The 26915-nt window shown below is 48.6% G+C and carries 24 protein-coding genes; 16 read left to right on the top strand and 8 right to left on the bottom strand.

Going from position 1 to position 26915, the window contains the following annotated elements:
* Positions 1–96 precede the first annotated feature (96 nt).
* From EL268_RS21555 to EL268_RS21540, 4 genes are read left to right on the top strand one after another with little or no spacing between them, the layout of a single operon-like run.
* Complete coding sequence (locus EL268_RS21555) at positions 97–1635, top strand: spore germination protein (protein ID WP_106657537.1); 1539 nt, start codon at positions 97–99, stop codon at positions 1633–1635.
* On the top strand, positions 1632–2792 hold the full coding sequence (locus EL268_RS21550; RefSeq protein WP_106657538.1) for a GerAB/ArcD/ProY family transporter: 1161 nt from the start codon (positions 1632–1634) through the stop codon (positions 2790–2792). Before EL268_RS21555 ends, EL268_RS21550 begins: the two co-directional genes overlap by 4 nt.
* A complete protein-coding gene (locus EL268_RS21545; protein WP_106657579.1) occupies positions 2785–3945 on the top strand; it encodes a Ger(x)C family spore germination protein in 1161 nt (386 codons plus the stop codon). The genes EL268_RS21550 and EL268_RS21545 overlap by 8 nt, the downstream gene beginning before the upstream one ends.
* Positions 3946–3958: 13 nt before the next feature.
* The gene (locus EL268_RS21540; RefSeq protein WP_106657539.1) at positions 3959–5104 is read left to right on the top strand and encodes a GerAB/ArcD/ProY family transporter; all 1146 of its coding nucleotides are present in this window, start codon (positions 3959–3961) and stop codon (positions 5102–5104) included.
* A gap of 40 nt (positions 5105–5144) precedes the next feature.
* On the opposite strand, the gene sspI is transcribed toward EL268_RS21540, so the two are convergent.
* A complete protein-coding gene (sspI, locus tag EL268_RS21535) occupies positions 5145–5381 on the bottom strand; it encodes a small acid-soluble spore protein SspI (RefSeq protein ID WP_106657540.1) in 237 nt (78 codons plus the stop codon).
* Between the two features lie 170 nt (positions 5382–5551).
* Here sspI and EL268_RS21530 point away from each other — a divergent pair, with 170 nt between their 5' ends.
* The gene (locus tag EL268_RS21530) at positions 5552–6205 is read left to right on the top strand and encodes a potassium channel family protein (RefSeq protein ID WP_007728524.1); all 654 of its coding nucleotides are present in this window, start codon (positions 5552–5554) and stop codon (positions 6203–6205) included.
* Positions 6206–6209: 4 nt separating this feature from the next.
* On the top strand, positions 6210–7037 hold the full coding sequence (locus tag EL268_RS21525; protein WP_106657541.1) for a TrmH family RNA methyltransferase: 828 nt from the start codon (positions 6210–6212) through the stop codon (positions 7035–7037).
* Here the strand turns inward: EL268_RS21525 and EL268_RS21520 are convergent.
* The gene (locus EL268_RS21520) at positions 7034–7753 is read right to left on the bottom strand and encodes a DUF2225 domain-containing protein (protein WP_106657580.1); all 720 of its coding nucleotides are present in this window, start codon (positions 7751–7753) and stop codon (positions 7034–7036) included. The genes EL268_RS21525 and EL268_RS21520 overlap by 4 nt on opposite strands.
* 455 nt (positions 7754–8208) lie before the next feature.
* Here EL268_RS21520 and pheS point away from each other — a divergent pair, with 455 nt between their 5' ends.
* From pheS to zapA, 3 genes are all read left to right on the top strand, one after another.
* Positions 8209–9243 carry a phenylalanine--tRNA ligase subunit alpha gene (pheS, locus tag EL268_RS21515; protein ID WP_088906565.1) on the top strand — a complete coding sequence of 345 codons (1035 nt, stop codon included), beginning with the start codon at positions 8209–8211 and terminating at the stop codon, positions 9241–9243.
* A gap of 15 nt (positions 9244–9258) precedes the next feature.
* A complete protein-coding gene (gene pheT, locus EL268_RS21510) occupies positions 9259–11682 on the top strand; it encodes a phenylalanine--tRNA ligase subunit beta (protein ID WP_106657542.1) in 2424 nt (807 codons plus the stop codon).
* 82 nt (positions 11683–11764) lie between these two features.
* Positions 11765–12040, top strand: a complete 276-nt coding sequence (gene zapA / locus EL268_RS21505) for a cell division protein ZapA (protein ID WP_007728510.1) — start codon at positions 11765–11767, stop codon at positions 12038–12040.
* A 93-nt stretch (positions 12041–12133) separates the two neighbouring features.
* On the opposite strand, the gene EL268_RS21500 is transcribed toward zapA, so the two are convergent.
* Entirely contained in the window at positions 12134–12508 is a 375-nt protein-coding gene (locus EL268_RS21500; protein WP_106657543.1) for a phage holin family protein, read from the bottom strand.
* A gap of 243 nt (positions 12509–12751) precedes the next feature.
* Here EL268_RS21500 and EL268_RS21495 point away from each other — a divergent pair, with 243 nt between their 5' ends.
* The 6 genes from EL268_RS21495 to EL268_RS21470 all read left to right on the top strand — a co-directional run bounded on the left by EL268_RS21495 (position 12752) and on the right by EL268_RS21470 (position 18904).
* On the top strand, positions 12752–15109 hold the full coding sequence (locus tag EL268_RS21495; protein ID WP_106657544.1) for an endonuclease MutS2: 2358 nt from the start codon (positions 12752–12754) through the stop codon (positions 15107–15109).
* Between the two features lie 17 nt (positions 15110–15126).
* Complete coding sequence (locus EL268_RS21490) at positions 15127–15537, top strand: DUF350 domain-containing protein (protein ID WP_007728502.1); 411 nt, start codon at positions 15127–15129, stop codon at positions 15535–15537.
* A gap of 282 nt (positions 15538–15819) precedes the next feature.
* Positions 15820–17118, top strand: a complete 1299-nt coding sequence (locus tag EL268_RS21485; protein ID WP_106657545.1) for a nucleotide sugar dehydrogenase — start codon at positions 15820–15822, stop codon at positions 17116–17118.
* A gap of 145 nt (positions 17119–17263) precedes the next feature.
* On the top strand, positions 17264–17851 hold the full coding sequence (locus tag EL268_RS21480) for a sigma-70 family RNA polymerase sigma factor (RefSeq protein ID WP_106657546.1): 588 nt from the start codon (positions 17264–17266) through the stop codon (positions 17849–17851).
* Positions 17830–18597 (top strand): DUF4179 domain-containing protein, encoded by a 768-nt coding sequence (locus EL268_RS21475; protein WP_106657547.1) that lies wholly within the window; start codon positions 17830–17832, stop codon positions 18595–18597. Before EL268_RS21480 ends, EL268_RS21475 begins: the two co-directional genes overlap by 22 nt.
* Before the next feature lie 106 nt (positions 18598–18703).
* The gene (locus EL268_RS21470) at positions 18704–18904 is read left to right on the top strand and encodes a cold-shock protein (RefSeq protein ID WP_012685372.1); all 201 of its coding nucleotides are present in this window, start codon (positions 18704–18706) and stop codon (positions 18902–18904) included.
* Between the two features lie 332 nt (positions 18905–19236).
* On the opposite strand, the gene EL268_RS21465 is transcribed toward EL268_RS21470, so the two are convergent.
* Complete coding sequence (locus tag EL268_RS21465) at positions 19237–20064, bottom strand: M55 family metallopeptidase (protein WP_106657548.1); 828 nt, start codon at positions 20062–20064, stop codon at positions 19237–19239.
* 163 nt (positions 20065–20227) lie between these two features.
* Positions 20228–21361 (bottom strand): glycosyltransferase, encoded by a 1134-nt coding sequence (locus EL268_RS21460; RefSeq protein WP_106657549.1) that lies wholly within the window; start codon positions 21359–21361, stop codon positions 20228–20230.
* A 210-nt stretch (positions 21362–21571) separates the two neighbouring features.
* On the opposite strand from EL268_RS21460, the gene EL268_RS21455 reads away from it, so the two are divergent.
* Complete coding sequence (locus EL268_RS21455) at positions 21572–22921, top strand: glycosyltransferase family 4 protein (protein WP_106657550.1); 1350 nt, start codon at positions 21572–21574, stop codon at positions 22919–22921.
* 150 nt (positions 22922–23071) lie between these two features.
* Here EL268_RS21455 and EL268_RS21450 read toward each other — a convergent pair whose 3' ends face one another.
* The 3 genes from EL268_RS21450 to EL268_RS21440 are packed head-to-tail and all read right to left on the bottom strand — an operon-like array spanning position 23072 to position 26778.
* Positions 23072–23890, bottom strand: coding sequence for a hypothetical protein (locus EL268_RS21450; protein WP_106657551.1), 819 nt, complete (start codon positions 23888–23890; stop codon positions 23072–23074).
* Positions 23883–25511, bottom strand: a complete 1629-nt coding sequence (locus EL268_RS21445; RefSeq protein ID WP_106657552.1) for a hypothetical protein — start codon at positions 25509–25511, stop codon at positions 23883–23885. The genes EL268_RS21450 and EL268_RS21445 overlap by 8 nt, the downstream gene beginning before the upstream one ends.
* Before the next feature lie 4 nt (positions 25512–25515).
* Positions 25516–26778, bottom strand: coding sequence for an O-antigen ligase family protein (locus tag EL268_RS21440; RefSeq protein ID WP_106657553.1), 1263 nt, complete (start codon positions 26776–26778; stop codon positions 25516–25518).
* Between the last annotated feature and the right edge of the window lie 137 nt (positions 26779–26915).

Raw genomic sequence — 26915 nt, 5'->3', positions numbered from 1 at the left:
GGTTGGACCTGTTTTTCTTTTGCGGATTTCCTTTCCATTATTGGGCACACTATCCGTACCTGTAGGCAGGCTACATTCCATGGAAGGGTGAGCAGGATGAGCCAGTTTTTTCAAGCATGGCAAAAAAGAAAAGAAGCCCTTCAGTCAAAAGCGTTGGAGCAATACACCAACAAGAGCATGGAAAGCGTCTCGGATGTCACACTCACGACCAATGTGGAAGAAAACATTCAATTGATTGAAGCGCAGTTCGGAAAGTGTGACGATCTCGTCGTGCGTCGTTTTCAAACAAAGTCGAAGGCTCAAGCCGCTATCGTTTTTATAGATGGCATGGTGGATCGCAATGTCATCAGTGATTTTATTATTCGCTATATGACGACTCCCGATATCACCTATCATGATCCGGCGACAAATGAGCTGGATTTGACAGACAAATTGAGGCAGATCGTCCGAAATATTTTGTCTGGATGTGCGGTACTGATCATCGATGGGTGTCAAAACGCTTACTTGAATAACACGAGAGGTTGGGACAGACGTTCAGTGGAAGAGCCTCAGACGGAATCAGTCGTACGAGGGCCACGCGATGGTTTTTGTGAGACGTTGTGCGTGAATGCAGCGCTGATCCGCTTCCGCTTGAAGGACCCCAATCTCAGAGTGCGTCATATGGTTGTCGGTGAACGAACGCAGACTGACATATACGTCATGTACATCGACGGCATTGCGTATCCCCCGATGGTGGAGGAAGTGATTGCGCGAATAGAGAGTGTTCATGTGGATTCTGTACTGGAAAGCGGGTATATCGAACAAATGATCCAGGATCGCAGATGGTCCCCATTCCCGCAGATTCAAAATACAGAACGTCCCGACAAAGTGGTGGCCAATCTATTGGAAGGAAAAGTAGGCATTCTGGTAGACGGTACGCCGTTCGGTTTGATTGCTCCGGCTGTATTTTCGCAGTTTTATCAGAGTCCAGAGGATTATTACGAGCGATTTTACATCGCGACCTTGATCCGTTTTATTCGGATTATCAGTATCAGCATCGCCTTGCTGCTCCCGTCTCTCTATATCGCTTTTAGCTCGTTCCATCCGGAGATGATCCCTTCTCGGCTGGTCATTGCGATGGCGGCAGGACGATCTACCGTACCCTTCCCTTCTTTAATCGAAGCCTTGTTTATGGAGTTAGCCATCGAGATTTTGCGGGAAGCAAGCGTCAGGCTGCCGGGGCCAATAGGTCCTACGATCGGGATTGTTGGGGCACTCGTCGTAGGGGAAGCAGCGGTAACAGCTGGGCTTGTCAGTCCTGTTATGGTGATCATCGTGGCTGTTACAACAATAGGTTCGTTCGCTTCACCTAGCTACAGTGCAGCCATTGCCATTCGCATGCTCCGCTTTCCGGTTATGTTCTTGGCGGGGATGTTTGGTCTTTACGGTATTATGCTGTTTTTGATCGTCATCCTCATTCATTTGTCTTCCCTGAAATCGTTTGGAGTACCCTATATGTCCCCACTTAGTCCGATCAACCTGACGGGAATGAAGGACTTGTTCATACGGGCTCCTCATCATCTTATGAAAACAAGACCGATGATGTTTCACGTTCAAGATAAAACGCGAATGAGAGAGGAGGATAACCGGAAATGAGCCGGAACGAGGGGCACAGCTGGCACCAAACTCTATCGATGTGGCAGCAAATTTGTCTCATGACAAGTACCTTGATCGGTGTCGGCGTTTTGACCCTTCCTCGTACCACCAGCTCCAAATTATTCGAGGCAGGCTGGATCGCACCTCTGATTGGCTCAGCAGGTGCATTTGTTTCCTTGTGGTTAATCGTCAAATTGAGCAAGCGATACCCGGGGGAAACATTCATTGAATATAGTCACAAGGTATGGGGCTCGGCCAGTCGTCCTTGGGTGGGCAAAGTATTCAGCCTTCCTTGGATTAGTATCTATCTGGTATACCTGTATTTTTCCACGGCAGTCGTTTCTCGCGTTTTTGGCGAAGTGGTTGTGACGTCCGTTCTTTTGCAGACTCCGCTGGAAGTAATGCTGCTGACGATGTTTTTGCTCGTTTTCTTTTTGTGCATGCATGAGGTAGAAGTGGTCGCCCGCGTGAACGAGCTATTGTTTCCCTTTATTATCTTGCCGCTGTTATTCATCGCGCTTGCGTCGTTCCAAAAAGCGGAATTTGGGAATCTCCTGCCAATTACTCATGTGTCGATTCGTTCGATGGCGGAGGGGGTATACGAAGGGATTTATTCTTATTCCGGGTTTGAAATTATGTTCGTCTTTTTCGCCTACGCACAGAAAAACACGAACAAGGAGTTGGCAGGATTTTACAGTCTTTTAATTGCCGCATTGCTCTACATGTTAATTGTTGTCGCTGGTATCTCAGTATTCGGATACGAAGAACTTCAAAGGGTGACGTGGCCGACGCTTGAATTGGTCAAGACGACGCAGGTGCCTGGATTTATCTTGGAACGGTTGGAGTCAGCCTTTTTGGCCGTGTGGGTTTCGGCTGTTTTCACTACGGTAGCAAATGCGTTTTACGTTGTCGTTTACTCACTGAGACAGTTGTTTCGAAAAGGAATTTGGTTTCAAAGAGGCATGGCTGCAGTCCTTCTCGTCCCTTTGTTCTACTTTTCCCTTATACCGCAAAACATCCCAGAGGTATTTCAAGTAGCTTCGTTGTTGGGGTTGTCCAGCTTATTCATCAATTTGCTCATCCCCGTCGTTTACTGGATAGCCATACTCATCCGTGACATGATGTCCAAACGGGAGGGAGAGAATGTCGATGGGTAAGTCTCTGAGGAGCTTTACTCTGTTTTTCATCTGTATGTGCCTGTTGACAGGGTGTTGGGACAGGCGTGAATTGGAAGAGCGGGCATCGGTATTGGCGATTGCGATCGATCGTGCAGAAGAGGATAAAAATCTGTATAAAATAACCGTCCAAATTCCGATTCCAATCAAAATCGCGGGTAGCAGCGGGCAGGGGGGAGGAAGCAATGCGGATGCAGTGAAAATCATGAGCGTCACGGGACGAACGGTAACAGATGCTTCCAACAACCTGCAAATGCGATTGAACCAACGATTGTTTCTTGGACATACGCGAGTTCTCGCCTTGAGTGAGGAGATTGCCAAGGAGGGGATTCAAGACATTATGGACAGTTTCCGCCGTGAACCCCAAATACGGCGCCTTTTGTGGCCGATCGTCGTAAAAGGCAAGGCCTCCACTCTGCTGGAAATCAAGCCGGGGCTGGAGCAAATTCCGGTCGTCTTCTTGATGGGGTTGATCGAGAATGGAATGAAATTAGGGAGAATCCCTGACCAAACGTTGGGTGACTATTTCAACCAGACCTCCAATGTAACCATGGAGCCGTTTCTTAATTATGTAGAGGCCACCAAAAAAGAGGTGAGCTGGAAGGGGGTTGCTGTGTTTCGTGGACACAAGATGGTGGGGATACTGAATCGCGTACAGTCATGGGCATTGATCCAACTGCGCAATGAAAAACCAGGTGGAGACATTATCATTCCGTTGCCGAATACCAAGAACGGTTATGTGAGCTTCCGTCCGCACTTTGTAAAAAAAAAGCTGATGATTCAAGAACAGGGAAATACAAAATCAAAAGGATCGAAGCCCTTTTCAGCTACTTATCATTGCGAGCTTCAAGGGGATATCGTCGAATTAACAGAAGACCTGAAAATCCCGCCAGAGCAATTCATCGTTCAAATGCAGGCACTTATCAAAAAAGAAATGGAAGAACGCGCAAAAAAGCTCTTGCTCCAATTGCAAAAGCAGTATAATAGCGACATTTTGAAGCTAGGTCTTACCCTTCGTGCAAAGCATTACCATGAATACTGGAAGAAGCACAACTGGAAGGAAGATTTCAGGGATTTTCCGGTTCGCGTTAAATACACCATTAAGCTGCGGCGCCTTGGTATGGAAATGCAATAGGAGAGCGATCACTGTGGAGAATCAACAACGAAATTTTGGTACCTGGCAACTTACGAGCATTATGATCAGTTCGATGATTGGGGTGGGCTTACTCACTATCCCGAGAACGTCTACTGTTCTTCTGCATCAAATGGGGTGGATTGGTCCTATTTCAGGCTGTTTGATAGCATCCGTGGCAGTGGCGGCTATTGTGTATTTAGGCAACCAGTTTCCAGGTCTTACCTTTGTGGAATTTATGCCGCGGATATTTGGTACTGTTTTAGGTGCCATCTGTGTGTTTTTATTCATACTCTATCAGTTTTTCAATGCGGGAATAACAGCCAGATTGTTCGGGGAAGTTGTCGTAACCTCAGTATTGCCGAATACCCCGCTAGAGGCCATTATCGTCACACTGCTATTGCTGGTTGTATTTCTTTGTTGTCATGAGATTGAAGTTGTGGCAAGGGTAAATGAGCTGCTGATTCCTTTTCTCCTGTTACCGTCTCTTTTGATTCCACTTGTCGCTCTTATGAACGCAGATTGGTACAATTTATTGCCATTCCATGTAGAATCGTGGACAGATGTCGTCAAAACCGGTATGGATACCTATACACTTTATACCGGATATGAGCTGTTAATGGTTTATTTTGCCTTCTCCATTCCAGGTGCAAGGCTTGGGCTGGCAAGTATGACAGGCATGAGCTTTGCGCTTGTCGTTTATGTGCTTTCTGTCATTGCAGGCATCACTGTATTTGGTTATGAAGAGTTGCAGAGGCTGGTTTGGCCTACGCTTGAACTGGTCAAGGTGACACAGAGGGCAGGCTGGTTTTTGGAGCGATTTGAGTCGGCGTTTCTCGCGATCTGGGTTGCTTCTGTGTTTACGACGATCGGGAATATGTTTTATGCGACGATTTTTTCACTGCGGCGCTGGTTTCGCAAAGGCATTCGCTTTCAGCAAATCAGCGCGGTGGTGATGATGGTGCCACTTTTTTACTTTACATTAATACCACAAAATATCGTGGAGTTATTTTCATATACAAGTCACCTGACCGTTATGGGATATATGGTTACCATCTTCGTTCCCATCTTGCTTGCCATCACCCATTTCGTGCGCAATAAAATCATCAAAGGACAAAATGGGAACAACGAACAAGGGAGAGACATAGAGCCTCTCCCTTAGTGAATGGTGTTTTTCTCACGCTTTGTTTTTAACGATGTGTCTAGATCGGTTTTTCGGCTTGCTCAGGCAAGTGCTCCGCAATGGTATTGATCATCGTCTGACGAGAGGCGGCATCGCTGTTTTGCCATAGCACTTCAAACAAAACGCCTAAACCCGGGAGAGTCTTCTCCTGACCGCTTGAGATCGCGTCACTGATGGTTTCTTCCACTGCGTTTGGATCTGAGCCTTGCATTTTGTACATGATCGCTTGACGTAAATTGAGTGAGGCAATGTTCATGACCTTGGTTGCACCTCTCTTGTGAGAATGAATTCAAGCCATAGTATTTGTAAACCCGGAATCGTGCATACCATGCGTGAGCAAAAAACGGACATGGCCGCTTTGTTGCGGATGTTTTGGTTGTGCTATAATGCTTGTTATTGGTAAGTTCCGTAAAGGAGAAGATTAACATGTCCAAGCAATTTGCCATTATCGGGATGGGACGTTTTGGTTCTAGCGTGGCGAGAACGCTGTACGAGATGGATTATGAAGTCATGGGAATAGATGAGAACGAGGAGCGTATTAACGAAAATATTCAATACGTAACGCACGCGGTAGCAGCTGATTCTACGGATGAACGCGCCTTGAAGGAAATCGGCATTCGCAATTTTGACGTAGTCGTCGTGGCCATTGGGGTCGATATTCAGGCGAGCATCCTGACGGTATTGACGCTGAAAGACTTGGGTGTCAAAAAGATCGTGGCAAAAGCACAGAATGAGCGTCATGGACAAGTATTGTACAAGGTGGGAGCTGACCGTGTCGTATTTCCTGAGCGTGACATGGGAGTTCGGGTCGCCCACAATCTGATTTCCTCTAACGTTCTTGACTTTATTGAGCTGGCAGAGGACTACAGCGTGGCGGAGGTAGTCGTGTCTTCCAAGCTGGTCGGTCAAAACTTGCGGCAGCTGGATATTCGGAAAAAATACGAGGTCAACGTTATTGCCATCAAAAGCGGAGATAAATTCAACATCGCTCCTAGCCCGGATGAAGTCATCCAATACGGCGACGTGCTTGTGGTGATCGGGAACAACAAAGACTTACGTGAATTTGAGGAGCGGGCATAGGTTTATGACAAATGAAATGATTACTTCGGTACAAAACCCTCTGGTAAAGCGATTGCACCAGTTGCTGTCACGAAAAGGACGGGAAGAACAGCAGCGTTTTCTCGTGGAAGGGGCGCATTTGGTAGAGGAGGCGTTAAAAAGCGGGGCGGAGGTAGTCACGGTTATTTACGATCAGCAGCGTGATATGGACCCTGCCTGTCAGCGTGCTCTGGCTAATCATCCGGAAGCTGTCCAGGTCATTGCGGCATCAGAAGCAGTGCTGGCGAAACTTTCCGAAACAAAGTCGCCGCAAGGAATTGTGGCCGAAGTGAAAAAAACAGCAGCAGATTGGGCAAAATGGGTAGATAAGAAGAGGGAGAAACAAGGAAACTTGCTGCTCCTCTTTTTGGACGAAATACAAGACCCGGGCAACCTCGGAACGATTCTGCGCACAGCAGAGGCGGCAGCAGTCGATGGTGTCGTGCTTGGAAGTGGCAGCGTTGATATTTACAACGGAAAAGTGCTACGAGCCACAATGGGGGCGCTGTTCCGCATCCCTGTCTTTACGCAATCATTAGTCGAGACGGCAGATGAATGGAAGGCAAAGGGAGGGCGAGTTTTGATCTCCTCCTTGGAGCAAAACAGTGTTTCCTATGACGAGGCTGACTATGCTGGTCTGACGGCAATGGTCATCGGCAATGAAGGACGAGGCGTTTCCAAAGAGATGTTTGCCAGGGCTGATCAATTCGTTCACATCCCGCTTTATGGCGGCGCAGAGTCGCTGAATGCGGCGGTCGCGGCAGGAATTTTTGTATACGAGGCACAGCGTAAAAGAAAAGATCGGCATGCTTAGCCGATCTTTTGCTCACTTTTCTTCTCTTTGTACTCTTCACGCGCGAGCTGCCATTGATCTTGCGCCATCCGAATAATGCCGCTCTCAATGGTATGATTGCGAAAGGCGAGTGCTTTGCCGAAATACTTGATGGCTAAGTCAAACTTTTCGAGTCTGCGGTAGAGCTCACCAATCAAGTACAGCAAGCGGACTTCGGTCATTTCCTTGTCGCCGCGTGTATAGTCGGAATGAATATACGATTGTTCATATTCTTCCACTGCCATATCGATAAAGCGCATTTCTTCGGCGATATTTTTCTGGAATCGATAAAGCCATGCAAGGCGCAAATACAGACCCGCTTTTACGGAATGGGGCTGATCCGTTATTTCAGCTGCGTAAATGGCCAGCTTGTAGCTGACAATGGCTTCTGGTACATGACGAACCTTGCCAAAATCTTTCGGCGTCCATTTCGAGGAGATTTGTTCATCCACAATCTGCTTTTGCCAGGGGGCAAGCTTGTCCCGGAATTGATCCGTAAAAGCAAAGCCGCATTCAGGGCAAACATTGACGGTATATAAAATGGGATTTAGGGATTGCTCTTTAAAGGTGGTATAAAAATCGCTGTCGCGATGAAGCATCGTCAACGTACCGCTTCTGATCCTTTTGGTCGAAAAGGTCGCTTGGCAATGGCGGCAGTTGCTTGTCTTATCGTAAAGGGCGGAAACATTATCAATCATGTCAAAATCCCCTTTCGAAGTGGTCATACACATGAAAACACTCTCTTGATATGTAACATTTGTAGAATTGAAAGTTCTCTCTTGTTGCGCTATAATTTTCCTTACGTCACAATTATAACGTAAAGCGATGACGGAGACTAGTACGCAGGGCCTATCTGTTTTTCAGGGAGAAGATGTCACAGACTGCGAGCATCTTTAACATGATAGCTGCCGAATTCACTCCAAAGCCGCACTCTGAACCGCTTTTCGCGCAGTAGGAGCAGCCGGGTCATACCCGTTACCAATGATCTGAAGTGAGACAAATGTCTCTTTCCACTAGTGATATTGTCATGGATTTGTCACAGGCTGGAAGTGAATTGTCTAACAAGGGTGGTACCGCGAGAAAAAAGTAACTCGTCCCTTTTCTGGGGCGGGTTTTTCTTTTTTTTATCAAATGGAAAAAGGAGCGATTCGAAGTGCAAACTCGGTTGCAAGAAATGAAAGAGTCCGCACTGGGCCAAATCAGCCAAGTGACAGAAGCCGCACAACTTCAGGATTTGCGTGTCAAATACCTGGGGAAAAAGGGCGAGTTGACAGAACTGCTGCGTGGAATGGGCGGCCTGTCCCCAGAAGAGCGCCCAGTTGTCGGTCAGCTGGTGAACGAAGTAAGGGAAGCGCTGGAGGCAGCATTCTCCGGCAAACAACAAGCTTTTGAAGAAGCGGCTCTGAATGCCAAGCTTTCTTCTCAAACGATCGATGTGACACTGCCAGGACGTCCAGTACCAGCAGGCACCATGCACCCGCTTTCTCGGATCATTGAAGAGATCGAAGACATCTTCATCGGCCTGGGCTTTGAGGTGGCAGAAGGTCCTGAGGTAGAAATGGACCACTTCAACTTCGAGATGCTGAACCTGCCGAAAGATCACCCGGCGCGCGATATGCAAGATACATTCTACGTCACAGAAGAGCTACTGCTCCGTACGCAGACATCTCCTGTGCAAGCACGTACGATGTTGAAAAAAGAAGGTAAGACGCCACTCAAAATGATCTGTCCGGGTAAAGTGTATCGCCGCGATGATGACGATGCGACTCACTCCCACCAATTCACGCAGATCGAGGGTCTCGTGATTGATAAAAAAATCGGGATGAGTGACTTAAAAGGTACCCTCTTGACGTTTGCCCGTCAAATGTTCGGGGAAAACCAACAAATTCGTCTGCGCCCAAGCTTCTTCCCGTTCACGGAGCCTTCCGTAGAAGTAGACCTGCAATGCTTCAACTGTGGTGGTCACGGCTGCCGTGTATGTAAGCAAACAGGCTGGATCGAAATTTTGGGTGCTGGTATGGTACACCCGCGCGTACTGGAAATGGCCGGCTACAACCCTGAGGAAGTAAGCGGCTTTGCATTCGGTATGGGTGTAGAACGAATTGCGATGCTCAAATACGCGGTGGAGGACATCCGTCATTTTTATACCAACGACGTTCGTTTCCTGCGTCAGTTCAATCGAGGCTAGAGAGGAGAGGCAAAGATGAAGGTATCGTACCAATGGTTATCTGAATACGTCGATCTGAGTGGAACGACGCCCCAGGAGCTGGCTGAAAAGCTGACTCGCAGCGGGATTGAAGTAGACGCAGTTGAATCGCGCAACGCAGGTGTATCCGGTGTTGTGATCGGTTATGTAAAAGAACGCAGCAAGCACCCGGATGCAGACCGTCTCAACGTATGCGTCGTTGATGCTGGACAAGGAGAAGACCTGCAAATCGTATGTGGAGCAGCAAACGTAGACAAGGGACAAAAAGTTCTCGTTGCTCTGATCGGTGCGAAGCTCCCAGGTGGTCTGAACATCAAGCGTTCCAAGCTGCGCGGTGTAGAATCCCAAGGGATGATCTGCTCGGCAAAAGAATTGGGCTTAAACGACAAGCTTCTGGCAAAAGATCAGCAAGAAGGCATTATGGTCCTGCCAGCGGATGCGGAAATCGGAATGGATGCCATTTCGTATCTCGGCTTGGATGACTACGTGCTGGAATTGGGACTGACACCAAACCGTTCCGATTGCTTGAGCATGCTGGGGGTTGCTTACGAGGTAGCCGCTATTTTGGGCAAAGAAGTGGTGTTCCCACAAATCGAGCTGACCGAAAATGGTGGCGACAACCCGATCCAAGTCAAGATCGAAGCGACCAATGAAAGCTATCAATACCACGGTCGTCACTTCACCAACGCCAAAATCGCGACATCCCCGCAATGGATGAAAAATCGCCTGATGGCAGCGGGAATTCGTCCGATTAACAACGTGGTAGACGTAACCAACTACGTCCTGCTCGAATACGGTCAGCCGCTGCATGCTTTCGATGCGACACAGGTAGCCGATCGCTCTATTGTCGTTCGACTGGCAAACAAGGGCGAAAAGCTCGTGACATTGGACGATCAAGAGCGCACGCTGGATGAGCAAACTTTGCTGATTGCCGACCAGACCAAAGGATTGGCGATCGCAGGGGTAATGGGCGGAGCTAACTCCGAAATCACTGGCGAGACGAGCGAAATCATCCTCGAAGCAGCTTGGTTCACGCCAAAAACAGTACGCCGCACAGCTCGTATGCTCGGCATGCGTACAGAAGGCTGCGTACGTTGGGAAAAAGGCGTTGACCAAGCACGTGTACAGGAAGCGGGAGAGCGCGCCGCTGCGCTGATTCAGCAGTTGTCTGGGGCAACGGTATCCAAAGGAATCAGCTCTGCTGTTGTAAGCGAAGCTGCGCCTGCTGTTGTTTCTGTTACGCTTGCAAAAATCAATCAGCATCTCGGAACTGACATGTCGGCTTCTGATGTATCGCCGATTTTCGATCGTCTGCAATTCCCGTATGAAGTAGCGAATGACAAATGGACGGTAACCGTTCCAACGAGACGTGGCGACATTACGCTGCCAGAGGATTTGGTGGAAGAGGTTGCACGTTTGTACGGCTACGACAACATTCCGACCAGCTTGCCTTCTGGTTCGACCACGCAAGGACAGTTGACAAAAGAACAGCAATTGCGCCGTACTATCCGTCATCATTTGATTGGTACTGGCATGAATGAAGCGATTTCCTATGCACTGGTTCATCCAGATCGTGTCGAGGCAGTAGCGGGTCTGCATCAGGAAAAAGTAAACCCTGTTGCGCTCATGATGCCAATGAGTGAAGACCATAGCGTTCTGCGCACGAGCTTGATTCCTAGCCTCTTGGAAACAGTCGCTTACAATAAAAACCGTCAAAACCACGATGTCGCGATTTTTGAATTGGGCCGTGTGTTCTTGACGAAGGAAGAAACGCTCACGCAGCTTCCGGAAGAGCGTCTGTATGTAGCGGGTGCATTGACTGGACAATTGCTGACACAAAACTGGATGGGCGCCAAGCAGCCTGTTGATTTCTTCCAAACCAAAGGGATTGTGGAATCACTCTATGCTCGTTTGGGCATCCAAGCTGCCGAGTACAAAGCGGCACAGGACATCGAAGGTATGCACCCGGGACGTACCGCAGAAGTATGGGTAGGGGAAAAACGTCTGGGCTATCTGGGGCAAGTTCATCCGGGTACGGAAAAAGCATATGATCTGTCCGAAACGTACGTATTCCAATTGGATGTAGCTGCTTTGATTGATGTAGCTGCCGAGGTAGGACATTACAATCAGTTGCCGAAGTCCCCAGCAGTAACGCGTGACTTGGCTCTCGTTGTCGATCGTAGTGTAGCTGCTGGTGCATTGGAAGCAACGATTCGTGAAGCGGCAGGTGAGCTGCTTGAGTCCGTAACCCTGTTCGATGTATACATGGGTGAGCGTATTGCCCAAGATAAGAAGAGCATGGCATTTGCCCTTGTATTCCGTCACGCAGAGCGTACCTTGCAGGACGAAGAGATTCAACAAGTGACCACTGCTGTCATTGAAGCCTTGAAAAACAACACAGGTGCTGAACTGCGCATGTAAGATTGCTTGACGAAATCTGACATTTTCAGTAACCTAAATAAGGATAAAGTAGAGCAAAGGTCGCAGTAGGGAGGTATCTCTCGTGCAAGGTGATGGGAAAAATCGTTTGACGGTGGACATCTTTGGCCAACAATACCGGCTCAGTGGCAAGGCAAGTGTCAATCACATACGCATGGTGGCCGGTTTCGTTGATGACAAGATGAACGAAATCGCAAACGGCAACCATCGACTGGATACTGCCAAAATTGCCGTACTTTCTGCAGTCAATATCGCGGATGAATACTTCCGCTTGCGTCAGGAGTACGAAGAACTGCTGAAAATCATTCAGGAAGAGGCAAAGGCTAAACCGATAGATTAAGGAAAAGAGGGGCTTAAATGCCTCTCTTTTCACGTTGTGCGAAAATGAGAAGAGCCACCCCGTTTGATGGGATGGCTCTTTGTCGTGTTTTGCCTATGTCTCCTGCTTGTCTCCGGCATCTCCATTGCGCAAATCCATATGTGTTTTGATCGGGATAAACAAGTCGATGATCCCGATCACCAAGGAAGCCAGAAGCGCTCCAAGAATCGTTACGCGGAAGCCAGCGACGATGAACTGAGTGAGATAAATCACGACGGCACTGACCAAGAAGCCGATAATACCACGATTGTACGGCGAAATTCGATCTCCGAAAATGGCTTCCACGGCCCAGCCAATCAGTGCGATGACAACGGCCGCGAGCAGTGCTGTCCAAAAACTGCTAACCGAAAAGCCGGGGACCAGAAAGCCGACAAACATCAGGACTACGGCAGCGACGATAAAGCGGACGATATGGCGCATAATCGTCAAGTGTACTCCTCCTTTAGGGTTGTTTCACTTTTCATTCTCTCACGCAAAGAGTAGAACTATCCCAAACGAAAACGTGTAAAATTATCCTTCGCTGGCGGTGCCTGTCCATTGCTATCCGTTGCCCAAGTTTTCTAAGCTCCGCTGCCATGCTATAATGGGGAGATCGTAATGATTGCCGGTATAGACCGTCGCTCCCGCCCGCACGGTACAACGGTCGCCGCTGGATAAAGAAGGAGGAGCACAGTGGAACAACGGGTTTTAAAGACGTTAGAATACGATAAAATAGTCGCCCTGTTGATTGACAAGGCATCTTGCACATATGGAAAAGAAAAAGCGGCAGAGCTGATTCCTTTTTTACGTTTGGATGAAGTCATAACCGCTCAGCAAGGGACAGAACAAGCAGCAACCGTGTTACGCCTAAAAGGCAGCGTGCCACTCGGTGGCATTCGCGATATCCGCGGTCCCGTACAGCGTGCCAGATTGAACGCCATGCTCGCCCCGATGGAATTGCTGGATATTGCCAGCACCGTTATGGCCGGACGCAGGCTCAAAACATTTTTGCTCGACATGTGTGAGGATCACGAGCTGCCATTATTGCAACAGCAGGCAGAGCGTATTGAGGGCCTGCGCGAGTTGGAAACCGAAATTCGCCGTTGTATTGATGAAAACGGCGACATTTTGGACAGCGCGAGTCTTGAATTGCGACAGGTACGCCAGGAGATTAGACAGCTCGAGTCACGCATTCGCGAAAAGCTCGATCAAATGACACGCTCGTCTACTTATCAAAAAATGCTGATGGAAAACATCGTTACGATTCGTGGTGATCGTTTCGTTATTCCGGTTAAGCAGGAGTATCGTTCTGTATTTGGCGGAATCGTTCACGATCAGTCGGCATCTGGGGCGACGCTCTTTATTGAGCCGGAAGTGATCGTCGAGATGAACAATAAGCTTCGCGAGCTTCGTCTGCGCGAGGAGCGTGAAGTGGAGCGCATTCTGTATGTGTTGACGGAGCAGGTATCCTTTGCGGTAGAGGCTTTGGTCGAGAATACAGAAGCACTAACAGAACTCGACTTCATGTTTGCCAAGGCTCAGCTAGCTTGGAGCATGAAGGCGATCTGTCCACGCATCAATGATCGCGGATACGTAAACATGCGAAAAGCGCGTCATCCGCTCATTCCACGAGAAGTTGTCGTTCCTGTAGATGTGGAGCTAGGTGGAGAATATCAGGCGATTGTTGTGACAGGTCCGAATACAGGGGGGAAAACCGTTTCCCTCAAAACAATCGGACTGCTGTCCTTGATGACTATGGCAGGCTTGCATATTCCGGCAGAGGAAGAGAGCGAGATGACCGTATTCTCCTCCGTTTTTGCCGATATCGGGGATGAGCAATCCATCGAGCAGAGCCTGTCTACATTCTCAAGCCATATGACCAATATTATTCAAATCTTGGCGAAAATGGACGACAAGAGCTTGGTTCTGTTTGACGAGCTGGGCGCAGGAACAGACCCGACAGAGGGTGCTGCTCTGGCCATGTCCATTATCGACCATGTGATTGATTCTGGTGCGAGATTGGTTGCAACGACTCACTACAGCGAATTGAAGGCGTATGCCTACGATAGACCTGAGGTTATCAACGCCAGCGTAGAATTTGACGTACAGACGCTGCGTCCTACTTACCGCTTGCTCATTGGGGTGCCTGGTCGATCTAATGCGTTTGCCATCGCAAGACGTCTGGGATTGCCGGAACACATCATTGATGTAGCGCGCGGCTCGATCAGTGAGGAAGACAATCAGGTCGAGAGCATGATCGCTTCGTTGGAGCGTAATCGCAAGTCGGCAGAAGCAGACAGGCTGGCGGCAAAAGCGGCACGTCTGGAAGCGGAAGAGCTGCGTAGACAGCTGGAAGAAGAACGTGCCCAATTTGCTGAAGAGAAAAACAAGCGAATGGAGCGGGCAGAGGACGAAGCGAGAATTGCCGTCCAACTCGCAAAAGAAGAAGCGGAAACAATCATTCGCGAGCTGCGCGAGATGATGGCAGAAGGCATGGAAATCAAGGAGCATCGTCTCATCGATGCGAAGAAGCGCTTGGGCAATGCCGTCCTTGAGCTGGAGAAGGAAAAGGTGAAGAAGCCGGCAAAAGCAGTTCGTGCCACACAGATCAAGGTGGGCGACGAGGTAATGGTGACGAGCTTCGGACAAAAAGGAACCGTGCTGGAAAAGGTTAACAATGAAGAATTCCTCGTGCAGATCGGGATCATGAAAATGAAAGTGAAGCGCGATGATATGCATGTACAAAACTCCATCCAACAAAAACCGCAAGCGGCTCCGTACACCTCTGTGAAGCGTCGCAGTGACAATATCAAAATGGATCTCGACTTGCGCGGCTACAACGTCGAGGACAGCATTCGGGAAATCGATCAGTTTTTAGATGATGCGCTGTTGGCAGGCTTGCACTCGGTCTCCATTATTCACGGACACGGGACTGGGGTACTGCGCAAAGGCGTACACGAGTATTTGAGAAATCATCGCAATGTAAAATCCTTCCGCTTGGGTGGTCAAGGAGAAGGCGGCGTAGGTGCTACCATTGCCGAATTGAAATAAGAGGTCGGGAGGGACATATGGAAAGCCTTCTGCACAATCCATATTTTGCAACTGCAGCTTATTTTACTGTGTCTGGACTGGCGATGGTTTTATTCTTAGCCATTTTTGAACTGGTGACGCGTTATCGTGTTTGGGAAGAATTGAAGCGTGGGAACATGGCAGTAGCCATGGCAACAGGCGGGAAAATTTTTGGGATCGCGAACATTTTCCGCTATTCCATTCAGGCGCATTTGTCTTTGGGTGAAGCGTTGATTTGGGCGACATTCGGATTTTTCCTGTTGCTGTCTGCTTACTTCATTTTTGAATTCATGACCCCTACTTTTAATGTCGACCAGGAAATTGCAAAAGATAACAGGGCCATTGGTTTTATTGCGATGGTCCTGTCCATCGGTTTTTCGTATATCATAGGGGCATCCTTGCCTCGTTAGACGGGTTGAACGATATTTCAAACGGGAGTATAATTTGATTTGGCGAAAGAGTACCAAACTATTCTGCCCAATCAAAGTCCTTTTTACAATAAAGAGGACAAGCCAAGATTGTATGGGGGAGGAAAAGCCTTGGAAACGTTGTACAAGGTCCTCATCGGATTGTGTGTGCTTTTTATCGCTGCAGGTGTTTACTACATGTCCTAAAAAATATGCGCAAGTTGGCCGCATGACTACCAAAGTCATACGGACCTTACTTAGAGAATGTGAAAGAGGAGATACGCAATGACTCAACCTGTAAGCGTAGCTGTTGTGGGATTGGGGTTTGTAGGCTTGCCGTTGGCGCTTACCTATGCCATGAAAGGAGCAAACGTCATCGGTATTGACGTCGTACCGCATGTCGTCGATGAGATCAATGCGGCACATTCCCATCACCTGGAGTCCTATCAGGGAAAAACGTTGCCAGAGATCCTCAAAGAGCAGATTGAAGCAAAACGTTTCCGTGCAACGACCTCCTACGAGGAAGCTGCTGCGGAAGTCCATAACTATATTGTAACAGTCGGATTGCCTGTCCATAACGGCGATCCTGATCTCGGACCGCTGAAAAGCTGTGCGCAATCGCTCGGTCGCGTACTGAAAAAAGGCGATACCATCATGATCCGCAGTACCGTCGTACCAGGAACGACAGAAGATGTGATTCTGCCGATTTTGGAAGAAACAAGCGGTCTTGTGGCTGGTGTCGATTTCTATCTGACATACTGCTCGGAGCGAATTGCAGAGGGGCGTGCTTTTGAAGAGTTCATCCACATGCCGCTCGTTCTGGGGGGCATTAATGAACAAAGTGCTGAAAAAGGAAAAGAGTTGTTGTCCTTCATCAGCGAGACGGACATCACGATCACGGATATCCGCGTAGTCGAGACAGCAAAAGTCATCGAAAACATCCAGCGTGATGTAAACATTGCAATGGTACAGGAATTCGCTCGTTTCTCCGAGGCGTTCGGCATCGATACGTTTGAGCTGATCAAGGTTGCCAATACGCACACGCGTGTAAACCTGTTATCGCCAGGACCGGGTGTAGGCGGCTTCTGTTTGCCGAATGCGCTGTACTACTTGCAGCCTAAGGCACGTGAATTGGAAGTGAACCTGCCGATTTTGCAGTTGGCTCGCAACACGAACGATGCGGTGCCAGAAGTGTTGATCGGCATGCTCGAGCAAGCTTTGAAGAAAAATGGCAAGACATTGGCAGGAAGCCGCGTAGCTGTATTGGGGATGGCGATGAAAGACTTTTCCAATGACGACCGCGTAAGCCCTGTCCACGACCTGATCAAGCTGCTCATGGCAAAAGGAGTAGACGTTCGTTCCTACGATCCGGCTGTTCCGACTATCTATGATCACAAGGTTGACAGTCTGGACAAAGCAGTGAATGGAGCAGATGCGTTGTTCCTGACTGCTGTGCAAAAGGAATTTGCTGAGGCAGATTGGGCGAATGTTGCTGAAAAAATGGCGGAAGCACCGATCCTCTTCGATACGAAGAACCGCATCCCGCGTGACCTTGTCTGCAAGGCGACTGTGGTGCGCATTTAATTCTTGAACAAGTTCCACTGATTTGAATGCCAAAACCTCTCTAAACGCACGTAAAAGCGTTTGGAGAGGTTTTTTTTATAAAGTAGTGAACCATATTGAACGAGAGAGCCAATACAAGGTGTATACAATTTCAGGGGGCCCTCCGATGAATGATCAAATGTTAGAACTGTGGCTGGACCGTTTGCTTGATGGAGATCAAGAAGCTTTTGAGGTGGTCTACAGCATGACGCGGACAAAAATTTACGGTACCGTAGCAGCCATGGTCACGAATAAAGAAGATGTTCATGATATTGTAAGCGAAATCTACTATCAGCTATGGCGATCACTGCCTGCCTATGATCGCAAGCGTCCGTTTCTTTTCTGGGTAAATGGGATTGTCATTAGACAGGTGAAAAACTGGCGTAGACAGATTTGGAGAAGATTCCGTCTGTTAGAACGAAAACAGAGCTTGGAAGAAGAGCAACATGTCGAAACGCCGGATGAGCCAATGCTTGCGATGGAGTCTGCCACAGAGATGCAGCAAGCAATCCAAAAGCTGCCGTTCAAGCTGCGGATCGTCGTGATCTATCGGTATTACTACGATTATACGTACGATCAGATTGCCGAACTGCTGGAAATACCCGTGGGGACAGCAAAATCGAGAAATCATCTGGCATTAAAGCGAATCCGCGAGTGGATTGACGTCGAATGGAATGAGGAGGAACTCCAAACATGTCTATCGAAAAAATCATAAAACAGTCTCTCACCAAACAAATTGACGAAACCACGATCCCTGATGAACTCGACCAGCGCGTCAGGCAGTCCTTTCATCGCTATCACGAAAAAAAGGAGACTGCATCGATGAAGAAAAAATTAGTTATGATGGGATTAATTGCTGCTATTATACTGCCGACTGGAGTATATGCGGCTTTAAATGGAACCTCTTATTTTGCAGACAATCCAAAAGACTTGAACAGTTTGGTGGGTGAAGAGGTTAAGCGAGCAGCGGCAGAAGGGTTGTCCATTCCGATCGATCAAAAAATTACCGATCAGGGGATTACGATTCATTTTACGGAAGTGTATGCGGAAGAAAGCAAAGTTCTGCTACACTATCGCATTGAACAACAAAATGGAGAACTGGTGCCTTTCGAATTCGATACGACAGGTTTAGATGTGGTAGGCGAAGCAAATGGCAATCCTGTGTACCAGGATAAAGGCTCGGAAGGTACAACGAGTGTCCTAAACTTTATCGGGACCAGCAAAGAGGATTATTTGCCTTTCTACTTAACAGACGAGTCCGGTAAGGAAGTAGAGGTGGGAATAGCCGATCATGACAAGCCAGAGGGCGTTCTTGCCTTCACCACGCATGGATTCAAGCTACCACAGCCACTCACTTTGAATGTCGATGTGAACCGGATCGGCAAAACAAAGGGCAGCTGGAAGGGACAATTTATTGTGGACCAGAGCAAAGCCAAAGAAGCAACAGAGGCTGCGAAGTAGGAGAAAAAAGTACGGTCACGTATAATAAGCCTCGTAAATGGCAATAGTAACCGAGGTAAGACAATATTTCAAATGTCATGTAAGGGTTACATGCTAGGAGGCAAAAATGGAACGTGGAAGAGTAAAGTGGTTCAACAGTGAAAAAGGTTTCGGTTTTATCGAGCGTGATGGTGGAGATGACGTATTCGTTCACTTCTCCGCTATTCAGGGCGAAGGGTACAAATCCTTGGACGAAGGGCAAGAGGTTGAGTTTGACGTAGAAAACGGACAACGCGGTCCTCAAGCGACGAACGTTCGGAAACTATAAAAGCTGAAACGACAAGCAGACTCCGGTGATGGGTCTGCTTTTTTTATTTGGTTAAGAGGAGTAGCTGCAGAGGGGGAAAGAAGTGAATTTCCAGTCTACGCTTCGGCCTACGCCCTGCTGAGGGAGGGGACTGTCCGCTCCGAAATGAATGACGGGAGCGCTTCAAAAGTAGAAGGTTTGAAGAGGTATTTGCAGAGGTTGAAGCTGAAAACCCCCGCCATTCATTCCTCCGCTAAGTTGGGCTCCACAGGCGCTAGGACTGGAAACAAACAGAAATAGATAACAGAAGAACGGAAGAACTGTTTTCAGTCTTCCGTTCCCTCATTACCATTTTAGAAAAACTCAGCACCCGACGCCAGGTTCAGCATAGCGCGCATCGTTTTGTACATATCTTGCGGATTTGCTGCATTGTAATAAACCGTGTTTGTTGCTGTTTCATAGCGAGTGCCCGGGACAATTGCAGCCATCTCGGCTTGTCCTGCATGGGAGAATTCCATCGCCAGCTCTACAGGTACAGCTGTACGGAATGGCTGGATGTTGTTCCGGTTGCGCAAAGCGTTGGCCGTCTTGCGCTTTAGTTCAGCGGTCGCTTCTTCACGCGAGAGACAGATAGCAGCCGTGCGGGATACAGCTTCCTTCACGATCGCTGTTTGAATGCCTGGGATCAGTTCCTGTGCTTCGACGGCGATGAGATTATCACCAGACACCATGACAACAGGAACGTTGTGCATGCCCGCAATCGCGGCGTTAAAGCCGAATTCACCCACGACTTGTCCGTTGATATACATATTGTGAACCACACCGGACATCGTATGACTGAGCACGCCAGGAATCCCTTGGCGGGTATGATAGCCGATAAACATCGCTGCATCAAAGCTCTCATCGAGTCCTTCCATCATGGATGAATCGCGTGGAGAACCTGCCAACAGTCTCGCTTTTGGATGGAGCTTTTCCCAGAGAATGTTGTTCATCGTGTTGTGGCTGTCTGCTACCACAATTTCGGTTACGCCAGACTCAAGTGCAGCTTCAATGACTGCATTGGCATCGTCCGTCATAAACTGGCGACCACGCTGATAGTTAACGCCTGAATGCGGGTTAATATAACTCGTATCCACAATGCCTGAAATACCTTCCATGTCTACCGAAAGAAATAGTTTCATCTCAATTTCACCCTTTCTGTCTGGTGCAGCTTGCTATACAAAATAGTTCCAATTCATATGTAACCAGATTGATCATGAGTAGGCAACCATAAAAACAGATTCTTCAAACAAATGATATGAAAAAAGCACGATGCCCGCTGTTCGCGTTTCACCGTGCTTTTCGTCATTTCAGTAACGTACGATAAAGAGCAACAATTTGTTCGGTCATGGTTTGGATGGTAAAAGTGGATTCTACTTTGTTCAGAGCGTTTTGCACCATGGTTTCACGCAACTGTGGTGAAGTCCATAACCGTTCCATTGCTTGCGCCAACAAAGCTGGATTCCCCGGTTCGACGATCAGCCCTGTATCGCCATCGAAAACAAACTCTTTCACACCGCCGACATTGCTTGCTACGACAGGAACCTCCGAAGCCATTGCCTCGATGATTGTATAGCCAAGCCCTTCGTACAGAGAAGAGTGGACAAAACCATCTAAGGCATGCAAGCACGCAGGAATATCTTGCCGAAATCCAGCAAAGCGAACACGCGATTCCAGCCCCAATTCTTTAGCCTTGGCCTCGAGCGCAGCACGTTCAGAGCCATCTCCGATCAACACGAGATAAGGGGACTCTTTCTTGTCCGTCACAAGCGCATGAAAGGCATCGAGCAGAATCGGGAGACCTTTTACGGGAACAAAGCGAGCTGCCGTCCCGAACAAAAAGGCGTCCTCTGGTATGTTCCATTCCGCACGCAGTCGATTGCGGTCATTCTCCCGTAAATGGTTTTGCCGATAAGGCTTCATGTCCATTCCGTTATAAATCACGCTAATGTCAGACGAGCGAACACCCTGCCCCCGCAAAATATCGGCAATCGCACCACTGATCGCGATATAATGACGGTTCCAATGTCTCGTGCTCATTTCCATCATGCTGACAATGGCATAGGCCAAGGAGCTTGTATAATCATAACGGAGTGAGCTGTGAACGGTGGTCAGCAAAGGCACCTTCATACCGCGAGCTGCCAGTCGGGAAAAGAAGTTGGCTTTAATCCCATGCGTATGGATAATCGCTGGTTGGAATGTGGAAAAGGCATTCCGCAGAGCCAGCAGCAATCGTAAGTCAAAACGTCCGAACTGATTCAGCGTAATGACTTGGATGCCTGATTCCCGCAATTTACTCGCGAAGAGAGAATCATAGAAGCATACGACTGCGACTTCTACTTCGTCGGCTGGAAAAGTAGTGACCAAATTGAGAATATGTTGTTCAGCACCGCCAAATTCCCCCCCGCCAATCACGTGGAGGACTCGTAATTTGCTCATCTGAATTCACCCGAATCGTAATTAAAAAACAACCTCTACCGAGGTATGTACATGGAGGCACGACCGAATAGGGGGTGTGCCGAAAAATGAACGATCATTTATAAACAAAGCCATTTTCACTATAGCAGATGCCTGCTAGATTCGCAATAAGACAGCACTTATGGTATCGTTGATGATGGAAAATTGAAATGGAGAAGGACGGTTACGTAAATGAATACGCACAACGTGTTGATCATATGCTACATATTTCCTCCAATTGGTGGAGGCGGCGTGCCAAGACCTTTGAAAATGGCCAAATATTTGGGGGAGTTTGGCTGGAATGTCCATGTGCTGACAGTAGATCCTGCATATCATGCGACGCTCGATCCATCCCTTTTGGCACAGCTGCCGAGTGATGTCACCATTCACCGTGCGAAGGAGTGGCAGCTGCTGCCGAATCGAGGGGGACAAGCCGCATCAGCGAGTGCCAATACAATGTCCACACCATCACAGCCTTCGTTCAAGGCGAAGGTGAAAAAACAGGTCGTGAATGTGCTGAAAAAAGTGAAGCCTTACTTGTTGATTCCAGACGACCAAATCCTGTGGATGCCGAATGCGCTCAAGCTGGGGCGGGAAATTATGTGCCGTGAAAAGATCGACGTGATTTTTTCCACATCGGGACCGGTAACGAACCATTTAATTGCAAAAAAGCTTTCCCGTGAGTTTGGCTGCAAATGGGTAGCGGATTTCCGTGATCCGTGGACGCAAAATATGCACACCTCTGGCATCGAATGGCGGGAGCGCATGGAAGAGCGAATGGAGGAGGCAGTGATGACCCAAGCGGATGCGATCACGACCGTTACCGCAACCTTCGCTTATAATTTTCGCGAGAAGCACCAGGACCGCATCAAGCGGATGGAGCTGATCTACAATGGGTTTGATCAGGCTGATTTTCAAGGGTTGTCCCCTAGCCATGCTGCTCCGGACAAATTTCATGCGGTGTACGCAGGTATTTTGTATCAAAAGCGCAACCCACGCCTACTTCTGCAAGGCATCCGGGAACTTATCGATGAAAAAGCAGTAGACCGAAATGATCTCTTGCTCAGCTTTGCCGGGGTGTTCGATTATCCGGGGTATTCCGAAAATCGCGACTGTGTAGAAGCATTGGGGCTGGGTGACATCGTTCGCGTACTGGGAAACCTGCCGCATAAAGAAGCACTCGGATTGATGAAAGGCGCGAATGCCCTCTTGCTGATCGGGGATGTGTCCGCTGACGCAGGAGCGTATATTCCGGGCAAGCTCTACGAATACATGGGGATCGGCAACCCGATTCTTGCTCTGAACAAAAGAGGTGAAGCGACAGAGATTATTGAAGATTTCCGTCTCGGACAAGTAGCCGATCCAGAGCAAAAAGACGAGATCAAGCAAGCATACCTGAAGCTGTATCAAGAGTGGAAAGCGCAAGGGCAAATGAGTAGCGAGGAACGCGGAGCGGATTTTGCAGAGCGTGTGAAACCGTATGAGCGTCGTGAGCAGGCGAAGCAATTGGCGCGATTGATGGATGAACTGGTAAAAAAATAGGACAGCATAGCCCCGGAGCCAATGAAGGCTGCGGGGTTTTCTTCGTGACAGACATACTTGTTCTGCTTCAAAATAAAAGGACCTGACGATAATCGCCAGGTCCTGATTCGTACCGATCAGTCTGCTGCCAAGCAATGGTAGCAGGCTTTTTTAGTACAGCAAATATTTTTCTACTTCTTCCGGTTCCTTGATGTGAATGCCACCCGTATCACCGTATTTAAATAGGTTGAACATCACTTGCTGGTCCATCGTTCCGGCCTCAGGAAGCGGCAGAATGATCCACGTCTCGTACTGGTGGATCAGACGGTCTTCCTTGCCGAACCAAAACGTTGTCTTGATCGTGGATTCCTTCAAGATGTAATCCAGATCAGGGCGTTCACCCAATTGCTTTTTCAATGGTTCAAACAGTGGGCTTTGGCTATTTTTCAGCCATTCTGCTCCTGTCATTTTCAATTGGAACGGAACGCTGACGACGCCAATTACTTTTTCCTCAGGCAATTGGACGGCCTGGTCCATGAAAGGCAGCCAGTCCTCGAAGCCTTTCAATACGTCGAAGGCAAGCGGCTCATCTGGAGCGGTCACAAACTGCTCGTTAGCCTTGATGTAGCGCTTGTCATGAATACGATAGTACGAATACGGCTGGGCAGCGATGCGGGCATCCACATTGTAGCCTTTTCCGTTGATGACAGCTCCATTGAACATGCTTGTCGTGGAGCGCGAGAGGATCGTATTTTTTACATGGCCCTTGTACCAGTAGGTCTGTGCCTCTTTATCCGTCTTGCCTTTTTCCAGAGCCGTTTTCAGCCACTCCGCACCTGACTCGGTTTGGACGGTGGTCGATTGATCTGGCTTCTGGTCAAAATTGGTGGTGGCAAAAGCCTTCGTCCCTGATTCATAGGTGCAGCCACCAAGCAGGGAGGCTGTGCAGATGGCAGCGAGCAGTGCCCATGCTTTCGTAGCTTTACGCATGGCGGAACCTCCTTACGACTCCGTATCCCAAGAGTCCCACGAATAGTGCGATTGTGAGTCCGAATACAGGAATGTTGTGCTGCTTGAACACGAGAATGCGATGTGTATTGAACATGTTCGCAACGATTTCGTTTTTCTTGTCACCGTCGATATCTCCGATTTGGACATTGATCAGCGGCAAGTAAATGCGCCAGTTTTGTTCCAATCCCTCTGGCGTGTAGTCATAACCAGCCAAATAGCGAGTCTCTGTGGTGCTCACCCAGCTTTTCGCTTTGGCTATGATCTCAGGCTTTTCGTTGTTGCCGATGGTAGCGAAGTTAGAGAAGCGGAAGCTCTTGTCGCGATCTCCGCTAGCCCACAAAATCTCCCACGTGCCGTCTGGTTTTGGCTTCAAGATGTACGAAGGCTTGCCTGCTACGAGCAGCTCATCGACCTTGTCGTTGTCGATATCGGCAGGAATGAACTCGCCTGTTGCCAATTCAGCCTGTTTGCGTGTCAGTGTGTACGATTCTGTCAGTGTGCCATCTGGCTCGACAGACAGTACACTCAGGTGCTCGCCCATGACAACGAGTCCCTCGCGGCCATCTGGCAGCATCATGGTGGTCATCAGCTTGGTTGCTTTTGTCGTGCCGCCAAAAGGCTTGCCATCGTAGTTTCCTGTCAGCATGCCATCCTTGATATGCAGATCCGTGTATTTCGAGCCGAGAGTTTGACGCAGGTCCATACTGCCTTCATTTTCCGCCAGCAGGTTTGCGATGTTTTCCATATCAAGCGTAAACGCACGATATGGTGCCGTACCGATTTGCAGCATACCTTCCGCATATGGTTGGCGTTGTACATTCGGTACCAATTGACCGTCTTTCATCGTGTAATACGGGAAGCCCGGGTAATCGGTCGGCAACTTTTCCTTGATGATCTCCATGGTATCTGCCGGAATTTGATCATTCGGCATCCGCACCATTTCGCCGTTTTTCCAGGTCAGGACGTAGAGAGAAACAGGTTCCGCCTGCAAATGGCGCAGCTTCTCCGCCATTGCTTTTTTCTCTTCCTCTGTCTCTGGCTTTTCAATTTCTTCTGGCAGTGGGAGCTCCTCCGCATTTCCAAGGGTGATGATCTCCATGCTGCCATCGCCATCGACATCATGCAGCGTGATCGGGAAGTAATCCACCCAATCTCCGTTGTATAAACGCTCCGATTCGTATTTCACGGTAAAGTTGCTCAGTGCAGTCAGTGTATCTCTGTTGAACGTCACATTCGCCAAGAGAGCGATCAGAACCAATGAGCCGACTGCACGCCAGTTGAGACGCCCGTACCATTTCACGAGCAGGGCAATCACGATGACGGCGATTGCCCCACCGATCAAGAGAGCAGCAGTCGTTTTTACGTCTACGCGTGTCAATGCCCGATCCAAGAGCAAGAAGCCGATGGTAAACACAAGCACTTGACGACGTTCAGACGGATGCACCACGAAATAGCAAAAGGCTAACAGTGGCAGGAAAATGAGTAAAGCAATCCACGTTAAATCAAGGAACGCAGGTTTTACGAGCAAATGGTAAATGAGAAACAGGGCAATGGCGTACAGCGCCCAGTTTATCGTTTCGAGAATAGGATTCCGGCGCATGCCCTCACCACCTTTTGTTTTGTGTCTGGTCGACGAATAATGCGCAGAGGAAGCCGCCAAACAGCCAGAAATAGAGGGCCATGAACGGCACCTCGAAAATGTTTTCCACGAGGTTATGCGTTGCTACCGCGATTAATCCGCCCAATAGGCCGAGTATCGCAAAAAAGTGCGGCGAGCCTTGGAGGTTGCGGATAAGTCCGGCGCCATACTTGAACATGGTGATTACAGTTCCGATTAACAGGATGATCCCGATCAGACCGTATTCCGCCAAACTTTTAAAGAAGTAGCTGTCTGAATAAATGGTACCGAAATGGCGAGCGGCAACTGCTCCGCCGTGATGACCGAGTCCGACACCGAACAATGGCTCGATACGCATATTGTCGTATGCTTTTCCCCAGCGCCCGATGCGTCCACCTTCACTGCTAGATTCGAAGTATTCAGGTGTAAACAGCGTGAAAATGCGATCTTTAACTTTTCCGACAAGTGGAACAGAATCGGGAACGAAGAACAGGGCTACAATCCCGATAATCCCTGCGATTACCAAGTATCCTGCTACTCGTTTGTTCCATATGTAGAAGCAAACGAACACGGCAAAGGCAAGAGCGAACCAGGCACCGCGGGACCCGGTTAAGAGCAAAGCAAGCACGGTGGTCAGTGCAACAATGGCCCAAATCAATTTTTGCTTTAGAGTAGTAGCTGTCATGAATAGACCAGCGGCAATCGGTGTAACCAACGCCATATAGCTGCCCAATACGTTCGGGCTCGTTACGAAGGAGAATGCACGCGTTGTCACTGCTTCCCCTTCCTGCACCCATGATTCAGGCGTTTTGACTCCAACAACGACCTGATAGACTCCGTATAGTGCTGTTACGAAACCAACTAGTGCAAGTCCCTTCATAAACTTGTCCAAATCATCCATTGACTTCAATAAATAGAAGCCCATGAAAAAGGCGATGACGTACTGGTAAACCGAGCGGAATCCTTCCACAGTTGCCTCCCAGTTCGCCATGTCTGACACCATGATGGCAATACCCAGGATAAAAAATGCTCCAAGCCAATGTTTGATTTCAGGCATCGTCCGGTTCGATTGGAAAAACGAACCAAGGGTGAACAGCATCAGGACGATGAGCAGCCCTTCATCCCATAGTGACGAAATGACTGGAATCGATAGTTTTTGTCGCAAGACGTAATCAATTACTGGATAGGCCAACAGCAAATACAACCACGTAGTTGATTGGCTTCCCCACTTCAACACGGTTTCTCTCATTTTTATTGTAGTCCTCCTACAGGTAGGGATTAACCTATCTATTATAATGAATCTGACAACCCGGTAGCAAGCCGGGGGGAAAGAGGTTGGTAGGAACGATAGAAATAAGATATGATAACTAGGTAGTTTGAGGGTTT

The sequence above is a fragment of the Brevibacillus brevis genome (assembly GCF_900637055.1).
Lineage (GTDB): Bacteria > Bacillota > Bacilli > Brevibacillales > Brevibacillaceae > Brevibacillus > Brevibacillus brevis.
Note: the sequence above shows the minus strand (reverse complement) of the source record. Positions and strands in the feature narration are given on the sequence as shown.